Source organism: Pseudomonas alkylphenolica (assembly GCF_000746525.1).
GTDB lineage: Bacteria > Pseudomonadota > Gammaproteobacteria > Pseudomonadales > Pseudomonadaceae > Aquipseudomonas > Aquipseudomonas alkylphenolica.
In genome coordinates, this window is the sequence record NZ_CP009048.1 from 2,963,528 (window position 1) to 2,989,930 (window position 26,403).

21 protein-coding genes are annotated in these 26,403 nt (G+C 62.0%); 16 read left to right on the forward strand and 5 right to left on the reverse strand.

Annotated features, from left to right (window positions below; genetic code table 11):
• Positions 1-245: 245 nt before the first annotated feature.
• The 6 genes from PSAKL28_RS13445 (at position 246) to PSAKL28_RS13470 (ending at position 8,858) form a co-directional block, all read left to right on the forward strand.
• On the forward strand, positions 246-1,628 hold the full coding sequence (locus PSAKL28_RS13445; protein WP_038611139.1) for an aspartate aminotransferase family protein: 1,383 nt from the start codon (positions 246-248) through the stop codon (positions 1,626-1,628).
• Positions 1,629-1,791: 163 nt separating this feature from the next.
• Positions 1,792-3,171 (forward strand): APC family permease, encoded by a 1,380-nt coding sequence (locus PSAKL28_RS13450; protein ID WP_038611142.1) that lies wholly within the window; start codon positions 1,792-1,794, stop codon positions 3,169-3,171.
• 208 nt (positions 3,172-3,379) lie between these two features.
• Positions 3,380-4,858, forward strand: a complete 1,479-nt coding sequence (locus PSAKL28_RS13455; RefSeq protein ID WP_174446941.1) for a benzaldehyde dehydrogenase — start codon at positions 3,380-3,382, stop codon at positions 4,856-4,858.
• Positions 4,859-4,877: 19 nt separating this feature from the next.
• On the forward strand, positions 4,878-6,002 hold the full coding sequence (locus PSAKL28_RS13460; RefSeq protein WP_038611145.1) for an NAD(P)-dependent alcohol dehydrogenase: 1,125 nt from the start codon (positions 4,878-4,880) through the stop codon (positions 6,000-6,002).
• A 62-nt stretch (positions 6,003-6,064) separates the two neighbouring features.
• Entirely contained in the window at positions 6,065-6,949 is an 885-nt protein-coding gene (locus PSAKL28_RS13465; RefSeq protein ID WP_051939369.1) for a transporter, read from the forward strand.
• A gap of 106 nt (positions 6,950-7,055) precedes the next feature.
• Positions 7,056-8,858: a sigma-54-dependent Fis family transcriptional regulator gene (locus PSAKL28_RS13470; RefSeq protein WP_038611148.1), complete on the forward strand. Its 1,803-nt coding sequence runs from the start codon at positions 7,056-7,058 to the stop codon at positions 8,856-8,858.
• On the opposite strand, the gene PSAKL28_RS13475 is transcribed toward PSAKL28_RS13470, so the two are convergent.
• From PSAKL28_RS13475 to PSAKL28_RS13490, 4 genes are all read right to left on the reverse strand, one after another.
• Positions 8,859-9,278: a DUF6691 family protein gene (locus PSAKL28_RS13475; protein ID WP_038611151.1), complete on the reverse strand. Its 420-nt coding sequence runs from the start codon at positions 9,276-9,278 to the stop codon at positions 8,859-8,861.
• A 2-nt stretch (positions 9,279-9,280) separates the two neighbouring features.
• Positions 9,281-9,715 (reverse strand): YeeE/YedE family protein, encoded by a 435-nt coding sequence (locus PSAKL28_RS13480; RefSeq protein WP_038611154.1) that lies wholly within the window; start codon positions 9,713-9,715, stop codon positions 9,281-9,283.
• A gap of 75 nt (positions 9,716-9,790) precedes the next feature.
• A complete protein-coding gene (locus PSAKL28_RS13485) occupies positions 9,791-10,936 on the reverse strand; it encodes a glycerate kinase (protein ID WP_038611157.1) in 1,146 nt (381 codons plus the stop codon).
• A 104-nt stretch (positions 10,937-11,040) separates the two neighbouring features.
• Entirely contained in the window at positions 11,041-12,141 is a 1,101-nt protein-coding gene (locus PSAKL28_RS13490; protein WP_038611159.1) for a sugar diacid recognition domain-containing protein, read from the reverse strand.
• A 161-nt stretch (positions 12,142-12,302) separates the two neighbouring features.
• On the opposite strand from PSAKL28_RS13490, the gene PSAKL28_RS13495 reads away from it, so the two are divergent.
• From PSAKL28_RS13495 to PSAKL28_RS13515, 5 genes are all read left to right on the forward strand, one after another.
• Positions 12,303-13,637, forward strand: coding sequence for an MFS transporter (locus PSAKL28_RS13495; protein WP_038611162.1), 1,335 nt, complete (start codon positions 12,303-12,305; stop codon positions 13,635-13,637).
• Positions 13,638-13,776: 139 nt separating this feature from the next.
• Positions 13,777-14,784, forward strand: a complete 1,008-nt coding sequence (locus PSAKL28_RS13500) for an aldo/keto reductase (protein ID WP_038611165.1) — start codon at positions 13,777-13,779, stop codon at positions 14,782-14,784.
• A 268-nt stretch (positions 14,785-15,052) separates the two neighbouring features.
• On the forward strand, positions 15,053-16,123 hold the full coding sequence (locus PSAKL28_RS13505; protein ID WP_038611168.1) for an enoyl-CoA hydratase/isomerase family protein: 1,071 nt from the start codon (positions 15,053-15,055) through the stop codon (positions 16,121-16,123).
• A gap of 16 nt (positions 16,124-16,139) precedes the next feature.
• A complete protein-coding gene (locus PSAKL28_RS13510; protein WP_038611171.1) occupies positions 16,140-17,291 on the forward strand; it encodes an acyl-CoA dehydrogenase family protein in 1,152 nt (383 codons plus the stop codon).
• Between the two features lie 622 nt (positions 17,292-17,913).
• Positions 17,914-18,984, forward strand: a complete 1,071-nt coding sequence (locus tag PSAKL28_RS13515) for a 3-deoxy-7-phosphoheptulonate synthase (protein ID WP_038611173.1) — start codon at positions 17,914-17,916, stop codon at positions 18,982-18,984.
• Positions 18,985-19,045: 61 nt separating this feature from the next.
• Here PSAKL28_RS13515 and PSAKL28_RS13520 read toward each other — a convergent pair whose 3' ends face one another.
• A complete protein-coding gene (locus tag PSAKL28_RS13520; protein WP_157687029.1) occupies positions 19,046-20,290 on the reverse strand; it encodes a hypothetical protein in 1,245 nt (414 codons plus the stop codon).
• A gap of 263 nt (positions 20,291-20,553) precedes the next feature.
• On the opposite strand from PSAKL28_RS13520, the gene PSAKL28_RS13525 reads away from it, so the two are divergent.
• Genes PSAKL28_RS13525 through PSAKL28_RS13545 form a run of 5 tightly spaced genes read left to right on the forward strand, consistent with a single transcriptional unit; the run spans position 20,554 to position 26,209 of the window.
• Positions 20,554-20,835 (forward strand): peptidylprolyl isomerase, encoded by a 282-nt coding sequence (locus tag PSAKL28_RS13525; protein WP_038611180.1) that lies wholly within the window; start codon positions 20,554-20,556, stop codon positions 20,833-20,835.
• Between the two features lie 27 nt (positions 20,836-20,862).
• On the forward strand, positions 20,863-22,710 hold the full coding sequence (locus PSAKL28_RS13530) for an extracellular solute-binding protein (protein ID WP_084589154.1): 1,848 nt from the start codon (positions 20,863-20,865) through the stop codon (positions 22,708-22,710).
• Positions 22,707-23,765 carry a microcin C ABC transporter permease YejB gene (locus PSAKL28_RS13535; protein ID WP_038611183.1) on the forward strand — a complete coding sequence of 353 codons (1,059 nt, stop codon included), beginning with the start codon at positions 22,707-22,709 and terminating at the stop codon, positions 23,763-23,765. The genes PSAKL28_RS13530 and PSAKL28_RS13535 overlap by 4 nt, the downstream gene beginning before the upstream one ends.
• Positions 23,765-24,787: an ABC transporter permease gene (locus PSAKL28_RS13540; RefSeq protein ID WP_038611186.1), complete on the forward strand. Its 1,023-nt coding sequence runs from the start codon at positions 23,765-23,767 to the stop codon at positions 24,785-24,787. The genes PSAKL28_RS13535 and PSAKL28_RS13540 overlap by 1 nt, the downstream gene beginning before the upstream one ends.
• A gap of 30 nt (positions 24,788-24,817) precedes the next feature.
• Positions 24,818-26,209, forward strand: coding sequence for a sigma-54 interaction domain-containing protein (locus tag PSAKL28_RS13545; RefSeq protein ID WP_038611189.1), 1,392 nt, complete (start codon positions 24,818-24,820; stop codon positions 26,207-26,209).
• Positions 26,210-26,403: the final 194 nt, after the last annotated feature.

The following is a 26,403-nucleotide window of genomic DNA, read 5'->3' on the forward strand; positions in this document are numbered from 1 at the left end:
TGCGCCACTATCGAAGCAAGGCAAATTAGTAAAAATGTTCTCCAGTCATACGAAAAAGCTCTGCAGTCCGGCACCTTGCCGACTCGGGAATCGGCGGGGTGATGTCACCAAAACGGGTGATTTCGGGGGCGCCGGGAGTGTGGGAGCATTTCTCCAACCCCGGCGTCCAGGACAGGCGCCAGTATGCGCACTGGATCAGCGCGGCCTTCCCCTCTCACGTGCTTATCAAGAAAGAGAACAGAGCCATGAATGCACCCTTTGCCCCGCAACGCGACACCCAGGACTATCAGAAATCCGACGCCGCCCACCATATCCATGCGTTTCTCGATCAGAAGGCACTGAATGCCGAAGGGCCACGGGTGATGGTCCGCGGTGAGCGCCTGAACCTGTGGGACAACGACGGCAACCGTTACCTGGATGGCATGTCCGGCCTGTGGTGCACCCAGCTCGGCTACGGCCGCCGGGACCTGACCGCTGCCGCTGCCGCGCAGATGGATCAACTGTCGTACTACAACATGTTCTTCCACACCACTCACCCGGCAGTGATCGAGCTTTCCGAGCTGCTCTTCAGCCTGCTGCCAGGGCACTACAGCCACGCGATCTACACCAACTCCGGCTCCGAGGCCAACGAGGTGCTGATCCGCACCGTGCGCCGTTACTGGCAGGTGGTCGGCAAGCCGCAAAAGAAGATCATGATCGGCCGCTGGAATGGTTACCACGGCTCGACCCTGGCGGCCACCGCGCTGGGCGGGATGAAGTTCATGCACGAGATGGGCGGGATGATTCCGGACATCGCGCACATCGACGAGCCGTACTGGTATGCCCACGGCGGCGACCTGACCCCGGCCGAATTCGGTAAACGCTGCGCCCTGCAACTGGAAGAGAAGATCCTCGAACTGGGTGCCGAGAATGTTGCCGGATTCATCGCCGAGCCTTTCCAGGGCGCCGGTGGCATGATTTTCCCGCCTGAAAGCTACTGGCCGGAAATTCAGCGCATCTGCCGCCAGTACGATGTGCTGCTGTGCGCGGACGAAGTGATCGGTGGCTTTGGCCGGACCGGCGAGTGGTTCGCCCATCAGCACTTCGGCTTCGAGCCGGACACGCTGTCCATCGCCAAAGGCCTGACCAGCGGCTATGTGCCCATGGGCGGCCTGGTGCTGAGCAAGCGCATCGCCGAAGCGCTGGTCGAGCGCGGCGGTGTCTTCGCTCACGGGCTGACCTACTCCGGACACCCGGTGGCTGCAGCGGTGGCGGTGGCCAACCTCAAAGCCTTGCGTGACGAGGGCATCGTCCGCCAGGTCAAGGACGACACCGGGCCGTACCTGCAGCAGATCCTGCGCGAAGTGTTCGCCCAGCATCCGCTGATTGGCGACATTCAAGGCACCGGGCTGCTGGCCGCCCTGCAGTTTGCCGAAGACAAGACAACCCGCAAGCGCTTCGACAATGAGAACGACCTGGCCTGGCAGTGCCGCACCTTCGGTTTCGAAGAAGGCGTGATCATCCGCTCTACCCTCGGCCGCATGATCATGGCGCCCGCCCTGGTCGCCACTCGCGCGGAACTCGACGAGCTGGTCGAGAAGACCCGCATCGCCGTCGACCGCACCGCGCGGCTGGTCGGCAAACGCTGACCTGAACGCCCACGCCGACCGGCGTGGGCGCTTTGCGTGCACAGCGTTTGACCCAGGGCAGCCTGCAAGCGGCTAACCCCATGTCCTGCAAAGAAGCTTTATCAACGGTAGCGAGCCTCCTCGCCTGCCGCAGCGCCCTGTATTCGATTTCCAGGAGTTCGCAATGCATACAACAACAAACACAGCAGAAACTCACCCCCACCATGACCCATTGCAAGCCAGCGCTTCGGGGCACTTTCGCAAATCCATGAGCCTCACCGCACTGGTGCTCTTCGGTCTCGCCTACATGGTCCCACTGGCCGTGTTCACCACCTATGGACTGGTCACCCAGATGACCAAGGGGCATTTGCCCACCGCCTACCTGCTGACCCTCGCCGCCATGCTGCTGACCGCCTACAGCTACGGGCGCATGGTCCAGGCCCACCCGTATTCAGGCTCCGTCTACACCTACACCCGCAAGGCCTTTGGCAGCTACTTCGGCTTCATGGCCGGCTGGACCCTGCTGCTCGACTACATCTTCCTGCCGCTGCTCAGTTACCTGCTGATCGGCATCTACATGTCCGAGTACTTCCCAACGATTCACGCCTGGGTGTGGGTGCTCGGTTCAATTGCGCTGGTAACCTTCCTGAACCTGATCGGCATCGAGTCAGTGACACGGGTCAACTGGATCATGGTGGTTGTCCAGCTGGTGTTTATCGTGGTCTTCGTCGCCTTGTCGATCCACAACCTGAGCGCACAGTCGGAGCCGGTATCGCTGCTGCAACCCTTCCATCATGAAGGTTTCAGCGTTCCGCTGGTGATGACCGGTGCCGCCGTGCTGTGCCTGTCCTTCCTCGGCTTCGACGCCGTTTCAACCATGGCTGAGGAAACCACCAACCCGAAATTCCGCATCCCGCTGGCGATCATGGTGGTGTCGCTGATCGGTGGCCTGCTGTTTGTGCTGGTGTCGTATTTCGCCCAGCTGGTGTTTCCGGAATGGAACACCTTCGCCGACCCGGACTCGGCGTCGGTAGACGTCATGCGTCGTGTCGGCGGTGAGTTGCTGGTGACCGCGTTTACCGCCACCTACGTGGCGGCCTGCTTCGCCTCGGCCATGGTGTCCCAGGCCAGCGTATCGCGGGTGCTGTTCGCCATGGGCCGCGATGGCGCGCTGCCGCGGGTGTTTGGTCGGCTGGTGTCGAAGAAACGCGTACCGGCCACCGCGATCATGTTAGTCAGCGTGCTCTCGCTGATCGCCCTGTTCATCACCCTGGACACCGTCGCCAACATGATCAGCTTCGGCGCACTGTTCGCCTTCTCGATGGTCAACCTGGCCGTGGTCAAGCATTACCTGGTCGACCAGAAACTGCGTGGCACAGCCAACTACCTGAAGTATGGCGCCATACCGGCGCTCGGCTTCCTCAGTACCATCTGGCTGTGGACCAGCCTGTCGAGCATGTCGTTCATGATCGGCCTGAGCTGGATGGCGCTGGGGTTCATTTGCCTGGTCGGGATTACCCGAGCATTCCGTCTGAATCTGCCGGAACTGCAACTGGCGGAGTGACCGGGTATGCGCGGCGGGCTCGCCGTTCGTGAGCCCACCGCGTACACCGTCCAGTTTCTGCACAGCCCAGCCACCGGCGCTGTCCAGAAACTGAACATCGAACACCGGTAGTTCTCGTCAACAGCCCCTGTTTTCGCGGGTGTGACCGATTGGCACAGCTTCTGCTCTGTCCATCGTCACGCTCCTACAAAAAACAGGAACACTTGCGATGACTACCTCTACCTTACTGCAACCTCTGCTACCCGCCGAACTCTGGAACGAGCGCCTGTTCACCGGCCAATGGCAAGCCGGACAAGCGCCAACGACAGCGGTACTGGAACCGGCCACCGGCACTAAACTCGGCACCTTGGCCAACGCCGACGCCGATCAGGTCGCACGCAGCACCAAGGCTGCTCACCAGGCCCAGGCCAAATGGTTTCAGCTGTCCTATGAAGAGCGCGCTGCCGTATTCCGCAAAGCTGCCCTGGTCGCCGAAAACCATGCCGATGAAATTGCCGACTGGCTGATGCGTGAAAGCGGCTCCACGCGGGAAAAAGCCGAGTTCGAAACCCGCCTTAGCATCAAGGTGTTGCACGAGAGCGCCAGCCTGCCTTCGCGCAGCCAAGGTGAAGTGCTGCCCTCGGTGCCTGGCCGCTTGAGCCTGGCCCGTCGCCGCCCGCTCGGTGTGATCGGGGTGATTGCACCGTTCAACTTTCCGCTGTACCTGGCCATCCGTGCGGTCGCACCGGCGCTGGCCACCGGCAACGCTGTGGTGCTCAAGCCTGACCCGCGCACGGCGGTGTGCGGCGGCTTCGTTATCGCCCGAGTGTTTGAACTGGCCGGGCTGCCCACCGGACTGCTGCACGTGCTGCCCGGCGGGGCCGATGCCGGTGCGGCGCTGACCAGCGATGCGCATGTGGCGATGATCCAGTTCACCGGTTCCACCGGTGCCGGGCGCAAGGTTGGCGAAGCGGCCGGCCGCCACTTGAAGAAAGTCTCGCTGGAACTGGGCGGGAAAAACTCGCTGATCGTTCTTGATGATGCCGATCTTGACCTCGCACTGGCCAACGCCACCTGGGGCGTTTATCTGCACCAGGGGCAGATCTGCATGTCCACCGGCCGCCTGCTGGTGCAGCGCGGTATCTACGAGCGCTTCCTTGAACGCTTGGTGGCCAAAGCCCGCAGCCTCACCGTCGGCGATCCGGCCAAGGGCCAGGTGCACCTAGGACCGCTGATCAATGCCCAGCAATGCGAGAACGCCCAACGCATCGTGCAGGCCGCGCAACAGGCAGGCGCGAAACTGGAAGTCGGCGGCGAACCTCAGGGGCTGTTTTTCCCGGCCACCGTGCTCAGCGGCGTGACCCGCGACAACCCGGCGTTCAACGAGGAGATCTTCGGCCCTGTAGCGGTAGTGGTGCCGTTCGACACCGATACCGATGCCGTGGCCCTGGCCAACGACACCGAATATGGCCTCTCCGCCGCCGTGCTGTCGCGGGACGTCGGCCGGGCGTTGAAGCTGGGTGAACAACTGCGTGTCGGGCTGTTGCATATCAACGATCAGACCGTCAACGACGAGGTCGTCAACCCGTTTGGCGGTGTCGGCGCCTCGGGTAATGGCGCCAGCATCGGCGGCCCGGCGAACTGGGAAGAGTTCACCCAGTGGCAATGGCTGACGGTCAAGGGCGAAGCCCCGGCCTACCCTCTTTAACCGGCAAAGGACAATAACAATGAGTACAACTGCCTACTATCCCGTCACCGCTGCCGTCACCCGTGGCAAAGGTGCCCCCTTCACCCTGGAAGCCGCGCGTATCCGTGCACCGCGCGCGGACGAAGTACTGGTACGCATCGTCGCAACAGGCATGTGCCACACCGACATGATCGTGCGCGACCAGTACTATCCGGTGCCGCTGCCTGCAGTGCTGGGCCATGAAGGCGCCGGTGTGGTCGAGGCCATCGGCCCACAGGTCAAAGGGCTGCAGGTCGGTGACCATTTGGTGCTCAGCTATGGCCACTGCGGCCATTGCCTGTCCTGTGGCGGCGGTCATACGGCGTACTGTCAGGAGTTCTTCGGGCGCAACTTCAGCGGTGCCGATCCCCAGGGCGAAAGTGCTCTGAGCGATGAAAGCGGACAGCGGCTGAACGACCACTTCTTCGCCCAGTCGTCCTTTGCCAGCCTGGCACTGGCGCGGGAGAACAATGCGGTCAAAGTCAGCCCGAAAGCACCGCTGGAACTGTTGGGGCCTTTGGGCTGCGGCATCCAGACCGGCGCGGGCGCGGTGATCAATTCGCTGAAAGTCACCCCGGGCAGCAGCTTTGCCGCATTTGGTGGCGGTGCAGTCGGGCTTAGCGCCGTACTCGCCGCGCGTGTCGCGGGGGCGACAACCATCATTGCCGTCGATGTCGTGCCGTCACGCCTGGCCCTGGCCATGGAGCTGGGCGCCACCCATGTAGTCAACAGCAAGGACGTCGATCCGGTGGCGGCAATCCGCGAAATCACCGCTGGCGGGGTGAACTTCGCCCTGGAATCGACCGGACGGCCAGCTGTGTTGCGCCAGGCCGTCGATGCGCTCGCAAGCCGTGGCGCCCTGGGGGTGGTCGGCGCACCAGCGCTGGGCGTCACTGCCGAGTTCGACGTCAACGACCTGTTGCTCGGCGGCAAGAGCATTCGCGGCATCGTCGAAGGTGACAGCGTGCCGCAAAAGTTCATCCCCGAACTGGTCGAGCTCTACCTGCAAGGCCGTTTCCCGTTCGATCGCCTGGTGAAGTTCTACAGCTTCAAGGACATCAACCAGGCCGCTGAGGACAGCGAAAAAGGCCTGACCCTCAAACCGGTCATCCGCATCCACAACTAACTGACAGACCCGGGGCGCCGAGCGCCCCGCCTGCTAATAACAACAAAAAAAGGTATCGCTCTGTGTTCACACTTTCCCGACCCCGCCTGGGCCTGTTGGCGCTGGCGCTCGCCTCGACAAAATCATTGGCCGTTGACGTCAACTCCGGTGACTACATCGCCTTTCCCAGCGGCACCAACCTCGCCGCCTGGTACCAGCAATATGGCCGCGCCGAGCGCTACAACGCAGACGGCGCTCCCGATGCCAAGCAGGACACCGGGATCAGGTCCAACATCAGCATTTTGCGTCTGATCCACTACGTCGATATCGGCGGCACTACCTTTGCGCCGCAGATCCTCCTGCCGTTTGGTCACGTCTACGATGCACGAATTGGCGGCCAGTCGCTGGGCAGTAACAGCGGCATGGCCGACCCGATCATTGGCGCAACCTTCTGGCTGATCAATCAGCCGCACGCCGGTGTCAGTGGTCGCTTCCTCGGTATCATCCCGCTGGTGTACCTGCCCTGGGGCCAATATGACCGCAATGAGGCGATCAACCTTGGCGAAAATCGCTACAAGCTCGACCTGCAACTGGGCTGGATCGAACCCTTGTGGGGTAAGCTTGCGATGGAGTGGTATGCCGATGCGGTCATCTATGGCGACAACCAGCAGGCTGGCCAGCAAACCCTCGAACAGGACAAGACCTACCAGCTGCAGGCCAATCTGCGTTACGACTTCAACCCCAGCCAGCGTCTGGCGCTGGGTTACAGCGCAAGTACCGGCGGCAAGCAGTATCTGGACGGCAACTACAACGGCACCAAGACCGAGGTTCAGCAAGTGCGCCTGGAGTTCCAGCAAATGCTGACGCCGCGGGTGCAGTTCAGCACTCAGTTGACCCATGACGTTAAAACCGAGGGCGGTTTTCAGGAAGAGATAGGCGTCAACCTTCGCGCCGTGCTGCTGTTCTAGGCTTGACGCTGAACAAGACCGGCGTATAACCAAAGGCGGCCGTCAGCCCTCCAGGGCCAGACGGCATGCCTCCACTCTTAACACAGGTGTCTCGATGGATGCCCGAATGCCCGCCTATCAGCAACGCCTGGCCATTGCCCGGCAACGCTTTGCTGAAGGCGAAAACCTGCCGGCAAACCTGTTGCCCGATGCCGTCGTAGACTCCTGGGTACGCTCGCGGGCTGCCGGCATACAGCCTTCAGACAGCTGGCAGGCACGACCCGATGATGACTTGCAGCCACTGGCCGAGCAGGACCTGCAACTGGCCAGTTGCGTACAACCGGAAATCGACCGCCTGTGGGAACACATCGGCGGCGCTTCCTGGGCCCTGTTTTGCGTCAACCCCGACGGCGTGCTGGTGCATGCCCGCCAGGCCTATGACCTGCTCAGCCCGCTGTCGCCATTGCAGGTCGGTCGACGGCTTCAGGAACAGGACCTGGGTACCACGGCGCCCGCCTGCACCCTGGCCGAAGACAAGCCCATCATCCTCACCGGCAACCAGCACTACCTCAACGATTTCGAGCGGTTTTTCTGTGTCAGCGTGCCGTTACGCGGTCTGCGCGGTGAGGTGCTTGGCGCCCTGGACATCACCGGCATCGGCGATCGCCAGGCCGGCGCTGTGCTAGAACAACTCAACCATGCTGCCATGGCGGTTGAGAATCGCCTGTTCGCGGGCTTGAGCGACTGCCGGATACTCTCGCTGCAACACGACCCGCACCTGCTCGGCACCGCGTTGCAGGGCTTGCTGGCGGTGGCCGCCGACGGCAGCATCCGCTGCGCCAACCGTGCTGCCCAACGGCTGCTGGGGCTCAACGGCTACAACCACGACCACCTCAAGCTTGAACATCTGTTCGATGCCAACAACCTGCTGGACGCTCGACCGGTGGCGCAACAGCTGATCCTCACCGACGGTTCCAAACTGTACGGCCAGTTGATCGAACCCGCTGTCCGCAAACCTGCTCAGGCACCCGCGCGACTCACCCGTACTAACACGGCCCAGGGCAGCGATGCGCTGCTCAACCAGCAACTGGCTAACGCCCACAAGGCTTTCGCTGCTGGCGTACCGATTCTGTTGCTGGGAGAGACCGGCACCGGCAAAGAGGTCTTCGCCCGCACCTTGCACGAGCAATGGAACCCGCAAGCACCCTTCGTCGCGATCAACTGCTCGGCCATTCCGGAAAGCCTGATCGAGGCCGAGTTGTTCGGCTATGCCGAAGGCACCTTCACCGGTGCACGCAAGGGCGGCTCCAGTGGCCAGCTGGCGGCAGCCCATGGCGGCACCTTGCTGCTCGACGAGATCGGCGACATGCCAGCCACCTTGCAGACCCGGCTGCTGCGGGTGCTGCAGGAACGCGAGATCACCAGCCTCGGCAGTTCCGTACGCCGACCACTGGATGTGCGGGTGATCAGCGCCACGCATTGCGACCTGGCGCAACGCATGACTTCGCAGCTGTTTCGCGAAGACCTCTACTACCGCTTGAATGGCTTGACCATCAACCTGCCGCCGTTACGCCTGCGCAGCGACCTCCCCCTGCTGATCGAACGCCTGCGCCTGCGTCATGGTGCGCCGCCGCTGCACCCCGACGTGGTTCAGCGGCTGCAACATCACAACTGGCCGGGCAACATCCGCCAGCTGGAGCAGACACTGCGCCTGGCCGCGGCATTGGCCAGTGGCGAGCCCATGACCTTGCCCTGCCATTTGCTGGCAGACCTGCAAAGCAGCGGCTCAGCGCCTGAGCCTGGCGATCTGCAAGCCACTTTACGGCGCACGATTGAATCGGCGTTGCAGGCAAACGGTGGCAATGTCTCGGCGACTGCCAGCCAGCTGGGCATCTCACGGACCACGCTGTACAAGAAACTCAAGGACTGACTACTTCGGCGTGCGGCTTTCCAGCACGCTGAACAGCCCCATTCCTAGCAGCATCGCCAGCACAAACAGCAGGACCTGCCAGTATCCGCTGAAGATCATGGCCAGCGCCGGCCCCGGACAGATACCGGCGATGCCCCAACCGACACCAAAAACCAGACTGCCGACGATCAGCCGCCGATCCAGCTCTCGCGCCACCGGCATGCGCATCGGCAAGCCGAGCAGTGAGCGTGTCTGCCTGCGGCTCCACTGCAGCGGTAGCAGCGCGGTACCAATGGCGCCGATCATCACCAGCGCCATTGACGGATCCCAGCGCCCTGCCAGATCGAGAAAACCAAGAACCTTGGTCGGGTTGACCATATCGGACAACAGCAACCCCAAGCCGAAAACCAACCCGGCAATAAATGCCATCAGCCCACGCATGCTCAGCCCTCCAACAGGTGGCGGACGATGAACACCACGGCAAAACCACTGGCCATGAAGCACAGGGTTGCCGTCAATGAGCGCGGTGACAGCCGTGCCAGGCCACAGACGCCGTGACCGCTGGTACAGCCTGCGGCATAGCGGGTGCCCACGCCGACCAGCAGCCCGGCCGTCAGCAGGCCCGGCCAGCCAGTCTGGAATTGCACCAGCGGCCTTCCGGCAAACAACCACCATATCACGGCTGAAGACAACAGCCCGGCGAGAAACCACAGGGTCTCGCCACGCCCCTCGCGCTGTTTTTGTAGCAGGCTGCCGAGCAGGCCGCTGATACCGGCGATACGCCCGTTCATCACTGCAAACAAGCTGGCGCCCAGACCAATCAACATGCCACCTAACAACGCGGTCCAGGGTGTGAAGTTGAGCCAATCGATGGTCACCTGTGCTTCTCCTTTCAAAACAATAGTGTTCGGATAGCTTAGCGCGACCAGCCTCACCCTCCCAGCGCGGCTGGCTCAGCCCTGAGTCGTCTGCGCGCAACGCCATAGGCGCGCGATATCCCGCGCCCGGGCTTGCAGCAACGGCGCAGCCTGGGCACAGGCCTGCTCCAGGCTCATCGGGCCATTGGTCAGGGCGAAGGCGGCATCGATACCGTGGGCATAGAGTTGCTCGTAGCCTTCGCCAAGGGTCCCGGCGATCACTAGCACCGGTACACCCTGGCGCTGGGCAATCCGGGCAACACCGAACGGGGTTTTGCCGCGCAGGGTCTGGGCATCGAAGCGCCCTTCGCCGGTAATCACCAGGTCGGCGCCCTGCACTGCCTGCTCCAGCCCGGCCAACTCGGCGACAACATCGATACCGGGGCGGAATGTGGCCTGCATGAACGCCTTGGCGGCAAAGCCCATGCCGCCGGCGGCACCGCAACCGGGGAAGTCGCGTACGTCTTCACCCAGCAACCGCGCGCAATGTTCGGCGAAATGTCCCAGTGCCTGATCCAGGGCCTGAACCTGCTCGGGGCTGGCGCCTTTCTGTGGTCCGAAGATAGCCGAAGCACCGTTATTGCCACACAGCGGATTATCGACATCCGCGGCGACTTCCAGCTGCACCTCGGCCAGACGCGGATCCAGCCCGCTGGCATCCAGGCGTGCCAGCTGGGTCAAGGCCAGGCCGCCTTCGGCCAGTGCCTGTCCTTGAGCATCGAACAGGCGCAAACCCAGTGCCCGCAACATGCCGCTGCCAGCATCATTGGTGGCACTGCCGCCGATGGCCAGAATGATTCGCCGTGCGCCTGCATCAAGGGCGGCCGCGATCAACTGTCCGGTGCCGAATGTGCTGCTGCGACAGGCATCACGTTGCGCCAGGCTGAGCAACTGCAAGCCACTGGCCTGGGCCATCTCGATGATCGCCGTGCGGCTCTCGGCCAGCCAGCCCCAGCCAGCCTGAACGGGTTCTCCCAGCGGACCCTGTACTTGCTCGCGGCGCAGTTCACCGCTGCAGGCGGCGATGATCGCTTCCATCGTGCCTTCGCCACCATCGGCCATCGGGCACTTGAGCAACTGCGCCTGCGGCCAGACCTGAGCCAGGCCCAGGGCGATAGCATCGGCCACCCCTTCGGCGCTGAGGCTGTCCTTGAACGAGTCGGGGGCGATGACGATTTTCATGGGAATTCTCCTGGTCCAGATCGTTGCATGCTGACAGCTAGGCAACGCGCGGGCTTCTGTCGGATGCACAAAAGCGCTGCCCCTGGGTTGGTCAGTTTGCCCAATCAGGCGCCAGCAGGCAGTAACTGCAACCCCAGGTACAAGCTCAGCATGCCATCCAGACGCAAGGGGTCGACCTCACTCAACTCGGCTATGCGCTCCAGGCGATAGCGCAAGCTGTTGCGGTGAATCCCCAAGGCGTCGGCGCAGGCCTGGCTCTGGCCATCGTGAGCACACCAGGCGCGCAAGGTCGCCAGCAGTTGTCCGCTGTTGTCTTTGGCGCGAATGCGCTGCAAGGGTTCGAGCAGCTCGTCCAGGGCATCATCGTTGCGGTGACGCCACAGCAGCGCCGGCAGCCGGTAGCGGGAAAGGGTGAGGATTCGCTCGTTCGGCAGCACTTCGCGGCCATAGGCCTGCAAGTCGCGGACACGCCGGTAACCACGGCGCAATTGCTCAAGGCTCTGGGCGGGCGAACCTGTAGCAAGGCGCTGCACCTGCCAGCCATGACGCTGGAGTTTCTCTAGCAAGCGCGGTTCGTCCAGGGTCACGCTGGCCGGGCGGCACCACAGCAGCGACTGGCGTGCAGGGCTTACGCACCAGCTGTCCGGATAGCGGCTCATCAACCAGCTGGCCAAGGTTTCTGCAGCCGGACCGGTATCCAGCTCGAACAGGCAAGGCACCCGCGGCAACTGCGGCTTGAGGCCCAATTGCCGGGCTTCGTCGACCAAACGTGGTGAGTCTCCCGAGCCGCCCAGCAACAAGGCGAGCAAATCGTCGCAACGCTGGCGCCGCCATTGCTGCTCCACCTGCATATGGCGCTGGGCCAGGAGCATCTCGGCGGTCATGCGTACCAGTTGCGCATAGGTACGCAGTTGCTGCGGGTCGCCGGTCAGGCCCAACACCCCCATCAAGCGTCCGTCGAGCAACAACGGCAGGTTGATCCCCGGCTGCACACCTTTCAGACATTTGGCTGCCTCGACGTCCAGCTCGACGATTCGGCCGTTGGCCAGAACCAATTGCGCCCCCTCATGACGGGTGTTGATGCGCTCCGGCTCACCGCTGCCGAGGATCAGCCCCTGACTGTCCATGACGTTGACGTTGCACGGCAAAATCGCCATTGCCCGATCGACAATATCTTGCGCCAGGTCATGGTCCAGTTCGAACATGGGAGGATCCTTGTTGTCGCAATGATTGGTCCGCGGCACAGCAGGCCGCCGAAAATGCTGTGCAAAAGCACAAAGACAGCCACGGTCCGCTCACCGAGACTCATCGCAGCAGCCGCCTCGACGCAGGCTGCGGCGATAAAAATAAACGAAGAGAGCAAATCATGTCATACAGCCCTGCCCCTGACCAAGGCCAAGACGACACCCGCAATGCGCTGTATCGGCGCATCACCCTGCGGCTGATCCCCTTCATCTTTATCTGCTACCTGTTCAACTACCTGGACCGGGTCAACGTTGGCTTCGCCAAGTTGCAGATGCTCGATGCACTGAAGTTCAGCGAAACCATCTACGGCCTCGGTGCCGGTATCTTCTTCATTGGCTATGTGCTGTGCGGCCTGCCCAGCAACCTGGCGCTCAATCGCTTCGGTCCGCGACGCTGGATCGCGCTGATGATGATCGTCTGGGGCACCTTGTCGACGTGCCTGCTGTTCGTCACCACGCCGATGGAGTTCTACGTGCTGCGCCTGTTCACCGGCGCGGCTGAAGCGGGCTTCTTCCCCGGTATCGTGCTGTACCTCTCGCGCTGGTTCCCGGCCACGCGCCGTGGGCGGATCATGGCCTTGTTCATGTCGGCGATCCCGGTCTCCGGGCTGCTCGGCGGGCCATTCTCCGGCTGGATTCTCAACCACTTCGCCGCCGGTCAACATGGCCTGGCCGGCTGGCAGTGGATGTTCCTGATCCAAGGGCTGCCAACCGTATTGCTGGGCTTCATGGCAGTGTTCCTGCTCAGTGACGGCTACGCCACAGCCAAATGGCTGAGCCCGGCAGAGCGCGAAATGATCAAGCACGACCTGGCTGTCGATGCCGCCAGCAAGCCGGTCACCGCCAGTGACAGCCTGCTTTCTGTGTTCACCAACCCGATGATCTGGACCTTCGGTTTCGTCTACTTCTGCATCCAGAGCGGCGTGTACGCGATCAACTTCTGGCTGCCGTCGATCATCAAGAGCCTGGGCTTCAGCGATGCCCTGCTGATTGGCTGGTTGAGCGCGATTCCTTACTTGCTCGCAGGTGTGTTCATGCTGCTGGTGGGCCGTTCGGCGGACCTGCGCAACGAACGGCGCTGGCATCTGGTGGTGCCGATGCTGATGGGCGCGGTCGGCCTGCTGATTGCGGTCAACTTCGCGCACAGCCCGGCGATTGCCATTGCCGGCCTGAGCATCGCCACCATGGGCGCCCTCACCGGCCTGCCAATGTTCTGGCCGATGCCCACCGCGCTGCTCAGTGCCGGTACCGCAGTGGCGGGCCTGGCGATCATCAACTCGGTCGGGCAGATGGCCGGATTCCTCAGCCCGTACCTGGTGGGTTTCATCAAGGACCAGACCGGTTCGACCGATGCCGCACTGTATTCGCTGGCCGCTTTGATTGTGCTCGGTAGCCTGGTGGCCCTGCGGGTTTCGCGCGCGCGGGTTACCGGCTCGGTGGCTGAACCGGTGAACTGAGACGGCCCTTTCGCGGGGCAAGCCCGCTCCCACCAGGATTGTGATAAGCCGGTGGGAGCGGGCTTGCCCCGCGATGCTTTCAAACCCCGCTAGAACTGTGTAAAACAGATCGGATCCAACCCGCCAAGGATTCTCGATCATGATCTATCGTCCACTGGGCCGCAGCGGCCTGCAAGTGTCCGCCCTGACCCTGGGCAGCATGATGTTCGGCGAGCCCACCAGCGCCGAAGATTCCCTGCATATCATCGACAAGGCCTGGGACCAGGGCATCAACTTCATCGACACCGCGGACGTGTACAGCGCCGGACGCAGCGAAGAGATCGTCGGCGAAGCGATTGCCCGCAACCGTCATGAATGGGTGCTGGCGACCAAGGTCGGCTTTGGTTCGGCTGACGGCGTGCCCAACCGCAGCGGTTTGAGCCGCAAGCACATCTTCAATGCGATCGAGGCCAGCCTGACGCGCCTGGGCACCGATTACCTGGACATCTACTACCTGCACCGCGAAGACCACAACACCCCGCTGGAAGTGACCGTTGCCGCCATTGGCGATCTGATCCGCCAGGGCAAGATCCGTTACTGGGGCGTGTCCAACTTCCGTGGCTGGCGTATTGCCGAAATCTGCAACCTGGCCGAGCGTCTGGGCGTGCCGAAACCGGTGGTCAGCCAGCCGCTGTACAACATCGTCAATCGCCAGGCCGAACCCGAGCAGTTCCAGGCGGCGGCGCATCACGGCCTGGGCATTGTGCCCTTCAGCCCGTTGGCGCGCGGCGTGCTCAGCGGCAAATACGCACCCAATGCCGCGCCTGATGCAGGCAGCCGTGCCGGGCGTCAGGACAAGCGCATCCTGGAAACCGAGTGGCGCCCCGAATCCCTGGCCATTGCCCAGAAGATCCACGCCTATACCCAGGACAAGGGCGTCGGCATGGTCGAGTTCGCGATTGCCTGGGTGCTCAATAATCAGCTGATCAGCTCGGCCATTGTCGGGCCACGTACCGAAGCGCAGTGGGACACCTACAGCGGAGCACTGCAGGTCAAGATCAGCGCTGAAGATGAAGCGTTCATTGACTCACTGGTAACCCCAGGACACGCCTCGACTCACGGTTACAACGATGTCGCGCACTTCGTCAGTGGTCGCCTGCCACGCTGATCACACCCTCTGTAGAATCGGGTTTGCTGTGGGAGCGGGCTTGCCCCGCGATTGCGATCTGTCCGTCATATCGTATCGCGGGGCAAGCCCGCTCCCACCGGGGAAGACAATTGTTCCCCCATGGACTCATGCAAAAATGCAGATTCAGCCTGCAGTTTTGTCGATTGTATTGAGCAAATTTGCACTGATAGGATCCAGCGATCCTCTAGCGCCTACCCAGATCGTGATATTTCACGTGGAAAATCAATAACAAAGCAGGGAGACAGCGATGACCGCGCACGCTCAAACGCCGACCGGGGCGCCGATTCTGGCCCAGGTTCGCAATCATATCGGTCACTTGACCCTCAATCGCCCGGCCGGCCTCAATGCCCTGACCCTGGACATGGTGCGCAGCCTGCAGCAGCAGCTGGATGCCTGGGCCGGCGATCCATTGGTCCACGCCGTGGTCCTGCGCGGTGAAGGCCCGAAGGGCTTCTGTGCCGGCGGCGACATCCGTTCGCTGTACGACAGCTACAAGGCCGGTGACAGCCTGCACCGGGATTTCTTCGTCGAGGAATACGCCCTCGACCTGTGCATCCACCATTACCGCAAACCGGTCCTGGCGTTGATGGACGGCTTTACCCTCGGCGGTGGCATGGGCCTGGCACAAGGCGCGGAACTGCGGGTAGTCACCGAGCGCAGCCGCCTGGCCATGCCGGAAGTCGGCATCGGTTACTTCCCGGATGTCGGCGGCAGCTACTTCCTCTCGCGGGTTCCCGGCGAGCTGGGTACCTACCTGGGCGTCAGCGGCGTCCAGGTGCAGGCCGCCGACGCGCTGTACTGCGGCTTGGCCGACTGGTACCTGGACAGCAGCAAGCTGGCGCTGCTGGATGAACGTCTCGATACCCTGAACTTTAGCGAACACCCGCTCAAAGACCTGCAAGGTGTGTTGAGCAAGCTCGGTACCCAGGTGCTCGACGATGCCCCTCTGGCCAGACTGCGTCCGGCCATCGATCACTTCTTTGCCCTGTCCGACGTCAGCAGTATCGTGGAACAACTACGGGCAGTGACCGTGGCCGACAGCCACGAATGGGCGCTGAAAACCGCCGATCTGCTGGAAACCCGTTCGCCCCTGGCCATGGCCGTGACTCTGGAGATGCTGCGCCGGGGCCGTCACCTGAGCCTGGAAGACTGCTTCAAGATGGAACTGCATCTGGACCAGCAATGGTTCGAGCATGGTGACCTGATCGAAGGCGTGCGCGCACTGATCATCGACAAGGACAAACAACCGCGCTGGAACCCTCCGACCCTCGCCGGCCTCAGCCGTCAGCGCGTGGATCAATTCTTCGAAGGCCTGTAAGGCCTGGAGTACGCAGATGCAAGACCTGGAACTGACAGAAGAACAGATCATGATCCGCGACATGGCCCGCGATTTCGCCCGTGGCGAGATTGCACCCCATGCCCAGGCCTGGGAAAAAGCCGGCTGGATCGATGATGCAGTGGTCAAGAAGATGGGCGAGCTGGGCCTGCTCGGCATGGTCGTACCGGAACAATGGGGCGGCAGCTACACCGACTATGTCGCCTATGCCCTGGCGGTTGAAGAAATCGCCGCTGGCGATGGCGCTACCGGTGCGTTGATGAGCATCCACAACTCCGTCGGCTGCGGCCCGTTGCTCGCCTATGGTAGCGCCGAACAGCAACAGACCTGGCTGGAGCGCCTGGCGACTGGCCAGGTGATCGGTTGCTTCTGCCTGACCGAGCCGCAAGCCGGCTCCGAAGCGCACAACCTGCGCACCCGTGCCGAGTTGCAGGGCGATCACTGGGTCATCAACGGCGCCAAGCAGTTCGTCAGCAACGCACGTCGTGCGGGCCTTGCGATCGTCTTTGCGGTGACTGATCCGGAGCTTGGCAAGAAAGGTATCTCGGCGTTCCTGGTGCCGACCGACAACGAAGGCTTTGTCGTCGATCGCAGCGAACACAAAATGGGCATCCGCGCTTCCGACACCTGCGCGGTGACCTTGAACAACTGCCGCATTCCCGCTGCCAACCTGCTCGGCGAGCGTGGCAAGGGCCTGGCCATTGCCCTCTCCAACCTTGAAGGTGGACGTATCGGCATCGCCGCGCAGGCGCTGGGGATTGCCCGCGCAGCCTTCGAAGCGGCGCTGGTTTATTCGCGTGAGCGGATCCAGTTTGGCAAAGCGATCAACGAGCACCAGAGCATCGCCAACCTGCTGGCCGACATGCAGGTGCAGATCAATGCCGCGCGCCTGCTGATCCTGCATGCCGCACGCCTGCGCAGTGCTGGCAAACCCTGTTTGAGCGAAGCGTCACAGGCCAAGCTGTTCGCTTCGGAGATGGCCGAAAGAGTCTGCTCCAAGGCGATCCAGGTGCATGGTGGCTACGGCTATCTGGAAGATTACCCGGTGGAGCGTTATTACCGCGATGCGCGGATCACCCAGATCTATGAGGGGTCGAGCGAAATCCAGCGCATGCTGATTGCGCGGGAGCTCAAGCACTACGCGCTGTAACCGTTGATCGCGGGGCAAGCCCGCTCCCACAGGGTGGTACTGTGGGAGCGGGCTTGCCCCGCGACAATAGTCGTACCCAATCGCACTAATGCAAATTAGCCATTGAAACCACAGCAAAGCCTGAAGTAAGCTCAGTTTCATCAACTGGAGAGTCCCATGTCGCCATCCACCCTCATTCACACTCAACACGCAGGTCGCCCATCGCGTCCCGTGCTGGCTGTGGCCGAGTGTGCGACTGCCGCTCCTGCTGCGTTTTATTTTGGGTATTGGTTTAGCCACAGGCGCCGCTGATACCCACACCGGCGCCCACTTTCAAGGGGCCGCCGAACACGAGAATACTCAACCCCCGGTCGGCCCCCCGACCGGGGGTTTTGTTTTTTCAGCCCCCAGACAACCGAACAGATAACGAGGATTACCCCATGAACTACGCCACTTACCACCGTTACCCAAGCTTTACCGCCTGGCGATTTAGCCAATCCCGTTCGGGCCAGCTTGCCGCCTCCGATCGGTCCAGCACAGGTGGCAGCACCACACAGAATCTCAATCCGGCTCTTTGTCGAACACCTCGATAGGGCCGACCGCGCGGGCCTGAACCCGCCGTCCGCCCAGGGAAATAATCGCCATGCAATCGTCTTCGCTCGCTCTGCCCCTGACCCAGCCTCAAGCCGCCAACTCTGCGGTCAGCCAACGTCTGCCCAGCCCGCACCTGCTCAAACAGCAGATGCCGCTGACCGCCGCCCTTGCCCATCAGGTCGAAAACCATCGCCAGGCCGTGCGCGCCATTCTTGAAGGCCGTGATTCGCGCCTGCTGGTAATCGTCGGCCCATGCTCGATCCACGACCCGCGCTCGGCGCTGGAATACGCTGATCGCCTCAAAGCGCTCAATGAAGAGGTCAACGATCAGTTGCTGCTGGTGATGCGCGCCTACGTTGAAAAACCGCGTACCACGGTAGGCTGGAAAGGTCTGGCCTACGATCCGCACCTGGACGGCAGCGATGACATGCACGCCGGCATCGCCCTGTCCCGCGGCCTGATGCTGGGTATGCTCGAACGCGGCCTGCCGATTGCCACCGAGCTGCTGCAGCCAATGGCTGCCGGTTACTTCGACGACCTGCTGAGCTGGGCTGCCATCGGTGCACGCACCACCGAGTCGCAGATCCACCGTGAGATGGTCAGCGGCCTGGAGCTGCCCGTGGGCTTCAAGAACGGCACCGACGGCGGCGTCGCCATCGCTTGCGACGCGATGCGCAGTGCGGCCCATCCGCACCGCCACTTCGGCATGGATACGCAGGGCTACCCGGCGATTATCGAAACCCTGGGCAACCCCGACACTCACCTGGTATTACGTGGCGGCCATCAGGGCCCGAACTACGACCAGGCCAGCATCGCGCAATCTCGTCAGGGCTTGCTCAAAGCAGGACTGGCGCCACGGATCATGGTCGATTGCAGCCATGCCAACAGCGGCAAAGATCCACTGCGCCAACCGGCGGTGTTCGAAGATGTATTGCGCCAGCGCCTGCAAGGTGATCGCTCAATCGTCGGCATGATGCTTGAAGGGCATCTGTTCGACGGTTGCCAGACGCTGGGTAAGGAACCTCTGCGTTACGGCGTGTCGATCACCGATGGCTGCCTGGGCTGGGCGGCGACGCAGCGGCTGTTGCAGCAGGCCAGCGAAGCACTGTCGCGACACTAGAGCGGCTGCTCTGATACCGTTCACAGCAGAGTCCCCATGATCAGCGCTGACTGTCAGCGCCTCAGTCAACGCTCTGATCCTGGGGTGAATAGGTAAACACCTGGCCATCAGCAGCAGTTGCGTTCAGGTCCAGAATGGGTAGATAGCGGCTGTCCGTATTCAGTAAGTCGCGTTGAAAGATCTGCGAGTCCCGAAGCCCTTCTCCTTTGTACAAGCTGGTACTGGTATGGAAGAAAGCCTCGAGCTGAAGCTGCTTGCCGATGTTTTGTGGCCAGGTATCGATCATCCACTCATTCCAGGCATGCCCAGGGATTTCCTGGCGAATGGTAATGCTGGCCTCGAAACCCTCTTTGTCTGGCTGAATAGCGCAAAGTTTACCCACTCGATAGGTTGCCAGCGCCTCTTGAGCGCTATTGCATACACCTCGATCAACGCACATACCACTTAAGCCGGTGGTGCCGCCGTCAAAGGGATAAATGCAGTTCAATTTCAGGCGGTAGGCTGCAGGTGTGGACATCGGCGCCATTACAAACCCTTGAGGCCAGACGACCTGGGGCGTGTTGTAGTCTTTGCGTAGCCAAGTGAACGAAACACTCCCACCCGCATCTGAACTTGGGCTTGGATTCCACGCATGGAAGCTACCCACAGCAGTCCCTCGCGTCAGCAACCCACTGCAATAGTAAGACGGATTATCAGCTTCACCCGGATTGCCCGGGCAGCTCGGCGGGGTAGCGGTATACCGCGCATTGAGCCGCGCAGCTACGCTATAGCCGTAGTACAGCTGTTCCATCTGGTTGAAGCCAAAGCTCACCTGGCCAGCTTCGGTCCTGGAAAAGCGCAGCACTGGTAACCACTCCCCGGTAACGTCAAAGAACGCCCGCTGCGCATTGTGAGCCCGTAACAGCGCTTTGGGATCGGCAATGTCGTAGTACACCGCCTCGATTGCCACACCCGCGGGTGCTTGGTCGTTCCAGTTATCGATCGCCACCTCCCAGCCACCGTCGGCTTGCTTGGCGGTGTAGGGTCTATCCTGGGCGATGGCGCTGAAACGATCCTGGAATACAAAGCCGACCTTGCCCGGCGGATTCACTTGCGGGGCATCGTTACGCAGCAACAGGAAAGTTTGCTGCGCTCCGGCGCCAAGCTTCCAGAAGGTCGCCGGATTACCCGCCGCCACGGACTGCACCAATACACCGCTGCAGGCAAACAAAGGATTCGCGCCGGGGCACTCATCCACCGTTCTGCCCAGACGAAAATTAAGCACTTGCGCGGTCTGCGCACCGGTCTGGCGCACCTGCGTGCGCAAGCTGGACGTGTCCCTGGCCTGGACGCACGTAGCCAGGAGCAGCAGTAGCAGCAAGCACAAAGGAATCAAACGCCGGTATGTCACCATGACGACTCGCCTGAGGGGCATCCTGAAGGGTCATTCAAAAGCAGACCAAGCCCAGGCCACAACTGGCAGAATTGTCAGGTGACAAACCTCAACACAACGCTGTAAAGCCCAGTAAGCAGGAGCATTGCGCGGATAATTGCGCTAGGCTTGCGGTTCATTAATCAGGAGACTTTCCCATGGCTAAAGCCACTGCCCGCCACATCCTTGTCAGCAGCGAAGCCAAGTGCAACGAGCTCAAAGCACAGATCGAAGGCGGCGCCGATTTCGCTGAAGTCGCCAAGGCCAATTCCACCTGTCCGTCCAGCCGTCAGGGTGGCGACCTGGGTTCGTTCGGCCCGGGTCAGATGGTCAAGGAATTCGACACCGTTGTGTTCAGCGCCCCACTGAATGTGGTGCAAGGCCCGGTCAAGACCCAGTTCGGCTACCACCTGCTGGAAGTGACCAGCCGCCAGGACTGAGTCCTGCCAATGCGGCTTGCGGCCCTGATGCGCCGGGTGACCTCTCCTGGCCTGATGCTGGCCTGCTTGTTGCTGACGTGCCCGGGCCTGCGTGCCGCACCCGGGCACGCACTGACCGTCTATGGCGAACCGCCACGCTACCCTGCCAGTTTCCAACACTTCGAATACACCAACCCCGACGCCCCCAAAGGCGGCAGCCTGCGCCGCTCGGCTATCGAGATCGGCCAGTTCGACCATGTATTGCCGTACATCGACAAGGGCATCGGCGTGGCCGAGGTCGATGGCTGGTTATATGCCCCCTTGGCCGTGCGCGCCCAGGATGAGCCCTACACCGTTTATGGGCTGGTCGCCCGTCAACTGGAGCGGGATCCTGAAGGACACTGGCTGCGTTTCTACCTCGATCCCCGCGCCCGCTTTGCCGATGGTCAACCCATCCGCGCGGAAGATGTACGTTTCACCTTCGATCTGCTGATACGTGAGGGCAACCTCAAGTACCGCACCCAGTTCGCCGATGTCGAACGAGTCGAGATCGAGGGCCCGCGCCAGATCCGCTTTCACTTCAAGAACAACCAAAACCGCACCTTGCCGCTGGATCTGGCCACCCTGCCCGTGTTGCCCGAGCACTGGTGGAAAGACCGCGACTTCGCCAGCGGCGGCGGTTTCGAAGCGCCACTGGGCAGTGGCCCCTACCGTATCGGCAAGATCGACAATGGCCGCAGCGTCACCTTCGAGCGCAACGCCGACTGGTGGGGGCGTGATCTGCCGGTCAACCGCGGGCGCTATAACTTCGATCGTTTGAGCATCGAATACTTCGGCGACACTGAAGTCGCGCGTCAGGTACTACGCGGTGGTGGCTTCGACTACAACCGCGAGTTCTCCGCCACCGGCTATTCGATCGGCTACAACAGCCCGGCCCTGGACGATGGCCGATTGCAGCGGGCGCACCTGGCCAAAGACGCACCGCAGACTGCCCAGGGCTTCGTGTTCAACCTGCAGCGCCCGGTGTTCAGGGACCGTCGGGTGCGCCAGGCACTGGCCTTGCTGTGGGACTTCGAATGGAGCAACCGGCAGATGATGCGCAACATGTACATCCGCCAGCAGAGCTTTTTCGCCAACAGCGCATTGGCCGCCCGCGCCTTGCCGGATGCGCAGGAACTCAAGCTGCTCGAACCGCTGCGCGGGCAAGTGCCTGACGAAGTGTTCAGCCAGGTATTCGAGGCACCGCGTACTGACGGTTCGGGGCTCATTCGCGACAAACAGCTGCAAGCCCTGGCGCTGCTGCAAGCGGCCGGCTGGAAACCCAAAGACGATCAACTGGTCAACGCTCAGGGCGAGCCGCTACGGTTTACCTTCCTCAACGGCCAGGCCGGTTTCGAGCGTCTGCTGCTGCCGTGGAAGCGCAATCTGGCGCAAATCGGCATCACCCTGGAGATCCGCCGCATCGACGCCTCGCAGTACGTCAACCGGCTGATGGCCCGCGACTACGACCTGATCGTCACCGGCTACCCGGTGTCGCCGTCGCCGGGGCTTGAGCTGTACAACTTCTTTGGCTCAGCCGCAGCCAACGACCCGGGCTCGAACAACTACATGGTCTTGCAGGATCCGGCGGTCGACCGCTTGCTCGACGGCTTGGTCAAAGCTGAAACCAAAGCCGACATGCTCCGCCACGCGCATGCTCTGGACCGGGTCCTGAGCTGGAACTACTACTGGATTCCCAACTATTACCCGCCAGGTTCGTCGACTGTGTGGTGGAACCGCTTCGGCCTGCCCAAGGTGCAGCCGAGCAACGACGAAGGCCTGGACAGCTGGTGGGAAGTCAGCCCGACCGCGCTGACCAACGTACAGATGGCAGAGCGCCTCAAGGAGCAGCCATGACCGCGTACATTCTGCGTAGGCTGTTGCTGATCGTGCCGACCTTGCTGATCATCCTGCTGGTCAACTTCGTCATCGTCCAGGCCGCGCCAGGCGGGCCGGTGGAACAGGCGATCGCCCGTTTGCAAGGCATCGGCGGCGGTGCACCGGGCGCCAGCGTCGAAACCCTGCATGCCAGCTCGCGGGCCAGCCGCGGCCTGGACCCCAAGCTTATCGAAGACATCAAGCGCCAATATGGCTTCGACAAGTCGGCCCCCGAGCGGCTGTGGCTGATGCTGAGCCAGTATGCCCGCCTGGATTTCGGCAACAGCTTCTTTCGGGGTGCCAAGGTCACCGACCTGATCCTGGAAAAGATGCCGGTAACGCTGTCGCTGGGCTTTTGGGCGACCTTGATCACCTACCTGGTGTCGATCCCCCTGGGCATTCGCAAGGCAATACGTCACGGCTCGGCGTTCGATGCCTGGAGCAGCAGCCTGATCGTGATCGGCTACGCCCTGCCCTCGTTCCTGTTTGCCTTGCTGCTGATCGTGCTGTTTGCCGGTGGCACTTCGTTGAACTGGTTTCCCGTACGCGGCCTGGTCTCAGAAGACTTCGACCAGCTGAGCCTGCTGGGCAAGCTGGCCGATTACTTCTGGCACCTGGTGCTGCCGGTCGGTGCGCTGGTGATCGGCGGTTTTGCGACCCTGACCTTGCTGACCAAAAACGCCTTTCTCAACGAAATCACCCGCCAATACGTCATCACCGCCCGGGCCAAGGGCCTGAGCGAACGTCGGGTGCTGTACGGTCATGTGTTTCGCAATGCGATTCTGCTGGTGGTGGCAGGCATCCCCCAGGCGTTGATCAGTGTGTTCTTCGCCGGGTCCCTGCTGATCGAGGTGATCTTCTCCCTCGATGGCCTGGGCCGCATGAGCTATGAGGCGGCCGTGTCGCGAGACTATCCGGTGGTATTTGGCTCGCTGTTCATTTTCACCCTGTTCGGCCTGCTGATCCGCCTGGTCGGCGACCTGTGCTACACCTTGGTCGATCCACGCATCGACTTTGCCACGAGGGCTCACTGATGTTCAGCCTGTCGCCGGTTTCACGCAGACGCCTGCAGCGTTTTCGCCGCAACCGCCGTGGCTGGATCTCGCTGTGGCTGTTTACCGTGCTGCTGGTGCTGAGCCTGGGCGCCGAGCTGGTGGCCAACGACAAACCACTGCTCATGGGTTATCAGGGGCAATTGTATTTCCCGGCGTTCAAGCGCTACACCGAACAGACCTTTGGCGGCCAGCTGCCGTTCCAGCCGGACTACCGCAGCCAGTATGTGCAACAGCTGATCAAGGACCAGGGCGGCTGGATGCTGTTCGCGCCGGTGCCATTCAGCGCCGACACGCCCAACTATGACCTGCAGCAACCGACGCCCAGTCCACCGTCGGCAGTGAACTGGCTGGGCACCGATGACCAGGCCCGCGACGTGCTCGCGCGGGTGCTGTACGGCACGCGGGTGTCGATCCTGTTTGCCTTGGCCCTGACCTTGATCAGCACCGTGATCGGCATCGCCGCCGGCGCCTTGCAGGGCTACCACGGTGGCTGGGTCGATCTGATCGGGCAACGCTTGCTGGAAGTCTGGTCCGGCCTGCCGGTGCTCTACCTGTTGATCATCCTCAGCGGTTTTGTCGAACCTAACTTCTGGTGGTTGTTGGGGATCATGGCGCTGTTTTCCTGGCTGGCACTGGTGGATGTGGTACGCGCCGAGTTCCTGCGCGGGCGCAACCTCGAATACGTGCAAGCTGCACGGGCCCTGGGCCTGCAGGACAGTGGCGTGATCCTGCGGCACATTCTGCCCAACGCCATGAATGCCACCTTCACCTACCTGCCGTTTATTCTCACCGGCGCCATCACCACCTTGACCGCCCTGGATTTTCTCGGCTTCGGCATGCCGGCCGGCAGCGCTTCGCTGGGCGAACTGGTCAACCAGGGCAAGCAGAACCTGCAGGCGCCCTGGTTGGGCTTTACCGCGTTTTTTGCCCTGGCCTTGATCCTCTCGCTGCTGGTGTTCATCGGCGATGCCTTGCGCGAAGCCTTCGATCCACGGGCATAATCGCAGCCTTTGATTTTCAGGGAGCGGCCCATGCCTGCCAATGACAGCCTCAAGGATTATCAGCAGGTGCGCCAACTGGCGATCCGTTCGCTGTTCGAAATCATCGAGCAGTCCAGCGAAGGCACCCTGATCGTTGACCGCGATGCGCGCATTGTCTGGATGAACCAGCGCTATGCCCGGCGCTTTGGCCTTGAAGATGCCACCCGTGTCATTGGTCAGCCCTGTGAAAGCGTGATTCCCGGCAGCCTGATGCGCGAGGTGGTCAACAACGGCCGGCCGATTCTGCTGGACATGCTCGACACGCCCAAAGAACCGCTGGTGGTCATGCGCCTGCCGGTGCACGACGCTGACGGCGCGTTGATCGGCGCCATCGGCTTTGCCCTGTTCGACGAACTGCGCAGCCTGTCGCCACTGCTCAAGCGCTACGCCAGCATGCAGCAAGAGCTGGCCTCGACCCGCTCGCTGCTGCGTGCCCGCCAGGCCAAGTACAGCTTTGCCCAGTTCATCGGCACCAGCGCTGCCAGCCTTGAAGTCAAGCGCCGGGCCCGGCGTGGCGCCAGCAGTGACTCGGCGGTGTTGCTGCTAGGCGAAACCGGCACCGGCAAAGAGCTGCTGGCCCATGCAATTCATGCCGCCTCGTCACGGGCGCACAAGGCGTTTGTCAGCATCAACAGCGCCGCCATTCCAGAAACCTTGCTTGAAGCCGAGTTTTTTGGCACCGCTCCGGGAGCCTACACCGGCGCCGATCGCAAAGGTCGCCCAGGCAAGCTGCAACTGGCTGAGGGTGGCACCCTGTTTCTCGACGAAATCGGCGACATGCCGCTGCCGTTGCAGAGCAAATTGCTACGCGTGCTGCAAGAAAAGGAATACGAGCCGGTGGGCTCCAACCAGATGATGAGCAGCGACGTGCGGATCATTGCCGCGACCTCCACTGACCTGACCGCAGCCATGGCCCGCGGCGAGTTTCGCGCCGACTTGTACTACCGGCTCAACGTATTGCCGATCCAGGTACCGCCACTGCGTGAACGCCTGGATGACCTGCCGGCGCTGAGCGAGGCGATTCTCGAAGAGCTGGGCAGCCAGCACGAACTGGATGACGAAGCCCAGGCGTTGCTGGCCCGGCATGCCTGGCCGGGTAATATCCGTGAGCTGCGTAATGTGCTCGAACGCGCCACCTTGCTTGCCGATCAGTCGCGTTTGGGTGCTCGCGACTTACAGGCAGCGCTGGGCAATCTGGCGCCACTGGACGTGGTAGCGGCACCAATGAGCTATAAACAGGCCTGTGCCGAATTCGAGCGGAAGTTATTGGCCGATACCCTCGCTCGTTGTGCCGGGAATGTGCCAGAAGCTGCGCGACAGCTGGGGTTGGGGCGCTCTACCCTGTACAAGAAATTGGTCGCGCTGGGGCTCTCGTCTCAATAACGAGACTCGCGTTTCTTTATTGAGATTGTTATCGCGGGGCAAGCTCGCTCCTACAGGGCCCGGTGGGAGCGGGCTTGCCCCGCGAAAGCCTGTCTCAAACTAGAGACAAACAACCTCAAAAAACAAATAAATATCTATATATTTCAATGATTTAGGTTTTTGGCACGATTCCCGCTATCTCCTGCAACCCAACA

Coding starts and splice junctions, on each gene's coding strand:
- PSAKL28_RS13545 (WP_038611189.1), top strand. CDS start 24,818: ATGCCTGCCAATGACAGCCTCAAGGATTATCAGCAGGTGCGCCAACTG.
- PSAKL28_RS13475 (WP_038611151.1), bottom strand. CDS start 9,278: ATGCGTGGGCTGATGGCATTTATTGCCGGGTTGGTTTTCGGCTTGGGG.
- PSAKL28_RS13485 (WP_038611157.1), bottom strand. CDS start 10,936: ATGAAAATCGTCATCGCCCCCGACTCGTTCAAGGACAGCCTCAGCGCC.
- PSAKL28_RS13460 (WP_038611145.1), top strand. CDS start 4,878: ATGAGTACAACTGCCTACTATCCCGTCACCGCTGCCGTCACCCGTGGC.
- PSAKL28_RS13535 (WP_038611183.1), top strand. CDS start 22,707: ATGACCGCGTACATTCTGCGTAGGCTGTTGCTGATCGTGCCGACCTTG.
- PSAKL28_RS13540 (WP_038611186.1), top strand. CDS start 23,765: ATGTTCAGCCTGTCGCCGGTTTCACGCAGACGCCTGCAGCGTTTTCGC.
- PSAKL28_RS13515 (WP_038611173.1), top strand. CDS start 17,914: ATGCAATCGTCTTCGCTCGCTCTGCCCCTGACCCAGCCTCAAGCCGCC.
- PSAKL28_RS13445 (WP_038611139.1), top strand. CDS start 246: ATGAATGCACCCTTTGCCCCGCAACGCGACACCCAGGACTATCAGAAA.
- PSAKL28_RS13530 (WP_084589154.1), top strand. CDS start 20,863: ATGCGCCGGGTGACCTCTCCTGGCCTGATGCTGGCCTGCTTGTTGCTG.
- PSAKL28_RS13470 (WP_038611148.1), top strand. CDS start 7,056: ATGCCCGCCTATCAGCAACGCCTGGCCATTGCCCGGCAACGCTTTGCT.
- PSAKL28_RS13450 (WP_038611142.1), top strand. CDS start 1,792: ATGCATACAACAACAAACACAGCAGAAACTCACCCCCACCATGACCCA.
- PSAKL28_RS13455 (WP_174446941.1), top strand. CDS start 3,380: ATGACTACCTCTACCTTACTGCAACCTCTGCTACCCGCCGAACTCTGG.
- PSAKL28_RS13510 (WP_038611171.1), top strand. CDS start 16,140: ATGCAAGACCTGGAACTGACAGAAGAACAGATCATGATCCGCGACATG.
- PSAKL28_RS13505 (WP_038611168.1), top strand. CDS start 15,053: ATGACCGCGCACGCTCAAACGCCGACCGGGGCGCCGATTCTGGCCCAG.
- PSAKL28_RS13525 (WP_038611180.1), top strand. CDS start 20,554: ATGGCTAAAGCCACTGCCCGCCACATCCTTGTCAGCAGCGAAGCCAAG.
- PSAKL28_RS13500 (WP_038611165.1), top strand. CDS start 13,777: ATGATCTATCGTCCACTGGGCCGCAGCGGCCTGCAAGTGTCCGCCCTG.
- PSAKL28_RS13490 (WP_038611159.1), bottom strand. CDS start 12,141: ATGTTCGAACTGGACCATGACCTGGCGCAAGATATTGTCGATCGGGCA.
- PSAKL28_RS13495 (WP_038611162.1), top strand. CDS start 12,303: ATGTCATACAGCCCTGCCCCTGACCAAGGCCAAGACGACACCCGCAAT.